3 protein-coding genes and 1 pseudogene are annotated in these 2,941 nt (G+C 75.0%); all 4 read right to left on the bottom strand.

Translation table 11 applies throughout. From position 1 onward, the window contains the following. On the bottom strand, positions 1–499 hold a 499-nt coding region (locus BHU15_RS36585), incomplete at its 3' end, for a hypothetical protein (RefSeq protein WP_069631025.1). Continuing rightward, positions 496–1,854 (bottom strand): hypothetical protein, encoded by a 1,359-nt coding sequence (locus tag BHU15_RS36580; RefSeq protein WP_069631026.1) that lies wholly within the window; start codon positions 1,852–1,854, stop codon positions 496–498. The genes BHU15_RS36580 and BHU15_RS36585, both read right to left, overlap by 4 nt. After that, positions 1,851–2,684, bottom strand: coding sequence for an ABC transporter ATP-binding protein (locus BHU15_RS36575; protein WP_069631024.1), 834 nt, complete (start codon positions 2,682–2,684; stop codon positions 1,851–1,853). The genes BHU15_RS36580 and BHU15_RS36575 overlap by 4 nt, the downstream gene beginning before the upstream one ends. Before the next feature lie 31 nt (positions 2,685–2,715). Continuing rightward, a pseudogene (locus tag BHU15_RS40665) lies at positions 2,716–2,941 on the bottom strand (hypothetical protein); the annotation flags it as partial.

Raw genomic sequence — 2,941 nt, 5'->3', positions numbered from 1 at the left:
CCGCCGCCACCCCGCCGTCCGCCGGGTCCGTCGCGCCCAGGAGCGACGTGAGCGCCGTGCAGACCATCATCGGCAGCCAGCTCAGCCGGGCGCCGAGGACCACGGCTGACGCCGCCGCGACGCCGGTCGAGCCGATGACGTTGCGCGCCGTCGCGGAGGCGCCGTACGCGTCGAAGTGGCCCGGTACGGCGAGCGCGAGCAGCACGGCGGCGAGCGCCGTCGCGAGCAGCAGGTGGGCGAGGCGGCGCGGCCACCAGGGGCGTACGGCGCCCCGCTCCAGCTCCGCGCCGTGCGTGAACAGCCCCGTGCCGATCACCCCGGCGGCGAACAGCGGCGCGAGGACGACCACCGGCAGCCGCGCGGTCGGCCCGGCGCCCGGCTGCTCCAGCAGCCGCTGGGCGGCCCAGGCCGCGCCGAGGGCGGTCGCGGCGAGCACGGCGAGGGTGGCGGGCGCGGCGCGGGTGCGGGCGTACAGGCGCAGGGCACGGAGACCGGTCATGGGACGGGCACCTCGGCGGGGTCGCAGCCGGGGACGGCATCGCCCGCGAGGTAGCGGGTGAGGTACGCGCGGCCCTGCGCCGCGTCCATGGCCCGCAGCCGTTGGAGCTGTCTCCGCGCGCCGGCCATGCCTTCGTAGGAGGCGAAGTCCGGCACCGGGGCCAGCCACTGGTGGACGGCGCTGTGGATGTCGCCGGCCCGGTCGAAACCGGGCAGCTCGAAATCACCGTCCCGGCAGGTCTCCGAGAACAGCCACGTGACCGCCGAGTGCGCGTACGCCGCGGGGTCCGCGATCCGGCCCCGTACCGCCGCTTCGTACGGGCTCGGCAACTGCGCGTCGCCGGGCGGCGGCGTCGTCGAGGTGACGCCCAGCTCCGTGATCCGGGTGCCCCCCAACCAGTACATCCCCGTCCCCGGCGCGCCCGGCCCGCTGACCCAGCGGGCCGGCGCACCGGGGATGCCGCGCAGCTTGCCGTTGAGACCGGCGAGCGCGGCCGACACCTCGGGCAGCAGGGCCTTGTCCACAGCGCTCACGCACACCTGGGGCGTGCCGTCGTCGCAGACGAGCCGGGACGCCGCCGGATCGGCGCGCCACAACCCGTTTCCGGTCTGCACGAGGACCACGGCGGCCGTGCACGCGGCGGCCAGCGGCAACACGGCGACGGCGCGACGGCGCGCGGCGAGCGCGAGGAGCGCGGCGGCGGCGAGACCCCCGGTCCACACCATGGCGGCCGGTCCGAACCACCACACGGGGCGGTCCCAGAAGTAGTGGTGCAGAGCGGCGGGATTGAGCCACTGGCGCGGGTTGTCGGCGTACGTACTGATGAGGGTGATGTAGGAGACCAGGGCCAGCAGCGGCGCCGTCAGCCGCCAGGGGGTCAGCCGGCCGGCGACGAAGCCGAGGACACCGGCGGAGGCGATGGCGACGGCGTCGGCGAGGACGAGGGACGGATACGGGCGTCCGCCGCTCACGTACGGCCAGGCGGCGAGGGAGGAGCCCGCCGCCGCGCCGAGATAGCCGGCGGCGGGCCAGAGCGCGGCGGGCGCGGCGGCGAGCAGCAGCCGCCGCAGGGTGCTGCGGGGGAGCGTGGCCGCCAGTTCCCCGAAGCCGCGCCGCCGCTCCCGGCCGCCCTGCCAGCAGCCCGCCGCGAGGGCGAGCGGCACGCCGAACACGATGCCGTACTCGCGCAGCACATCGCTGACGGCGACCCACCGCCCCTGCCACGTGGGCGCGGCGTCGTACATCACGACCCCGACGACAACGGCGAGAACCAGCCCGCTCCACGGCCCGATGCCACGGACCATCTCGGTGCGGGCGGGGTGGATGCTGCGGGCGGGCGTACGGAGGCGGCTCACCGCGAGGTCCCCGCGCCGCCGTCGTGCCCGGTACCGCCCGCGCGGTGCGCCCGCAGCGCCCATGTGTAGCCCCGTTCGATCGGGTTGCCGTCGTGGTCGGGATCCGCCCCCGCCGCGCCCACCGGCGAGTTCGCGCCAAGGTCGGTCAGCTCCGCAGTCGTTCCCCGGAAAGCCACCCGGCCCGATTCCAGCAGGGCCACCTCCGAGCACGCCGCCGCCACGTCCTCCACCAGGTGCGTCGAGACGATCACCGTCGCCTCCCTGCCCAAGTCCCGCAGCAGTCTTCGGAATTCGACCCGTTGCTCCGGGTCGAGTCCGGCCGTCGGTTCGTCCAGGAGCAGCAGATCCGGGTCGTTGACGACGGCCTGGGCGATACCGACGCGGCGGACCATGCCGCCCGAGAGCGTCTTGATCTTCGCGTCGATCCGGTCCATGAGACCCACCCGGTCGACCGCGCGCACCACCGCCTGCGGTACCCCGGCCGCCGGCATCTCCTTCAGCCAGGCGATGTACGAGACGAACTCCCGCACCGTGAAGCCCGGGTAGTAGCCGAACTCCTGCGGCAGATACCCCAGGCGCCGCCGTACCGCCGAACGCTCCCGGTGCTCAGAGATGTCCCGCCCCAGCAGTTCGACCCGGCCGCGCGCCGGCGCGGCGACCGTCGCCAGTACCCGGATCAGGGAGGTCTTGCCCGCCCCGTTCGGGCCGAGCAGACCGTGTACGCCGGTGCCGAAGGTGAGATCGACCGCGTCGAGCGCGACCGTCTTCCGGTGGGTGACGGTGAGCCCGTCCGCCTCCACTGTCACTGTGCCGTCCCCCGTGTCGTTCATATACGCCCCAGATGATGGAAAGCCGAGAAGGCTAGAAGCCCGAGTAGGTCGGGAAAGCCGGAAATTCGACGGACCGGCGCCGCAGCACCAGCAGCCCCGCGCACAGCACGGCCCCCGCCGCCCAGCCGCCCTGCGCGGCCGGCCCCGACAGGAGCCGCGCCAGGTGCCCGGACAGCTCCGCCGTCGTCGGCGCCGTGTCGGGGCCGAGAAGCGGCACCGTCACCGCCAGCACCCAGGCCACCGAGATCCCCGTGGCG

The sequence above is a fragment of the Streptomyces niveus genome, from assembly GCF_001723055.1.
GTDB lineage: Bacteria > Actinomycetota > Actinomycetes > Streptomycetales > Streptomycetaceae > Streptomyces > Streptomyces niveus.
This window is presented reverse-complemented; position numbering and strand designations above follow the sequence as displayed.

What these genes read in the sequence shown, in the direction of transcription:
- BHU15_RS36575 (WP_069631024.1), bottom strand. Translation starts at nt 2,684, where the DNA reads ATGAACGACACGGGGGACGGCACAGTGACAGTGGAGGCGGACGGGCTC.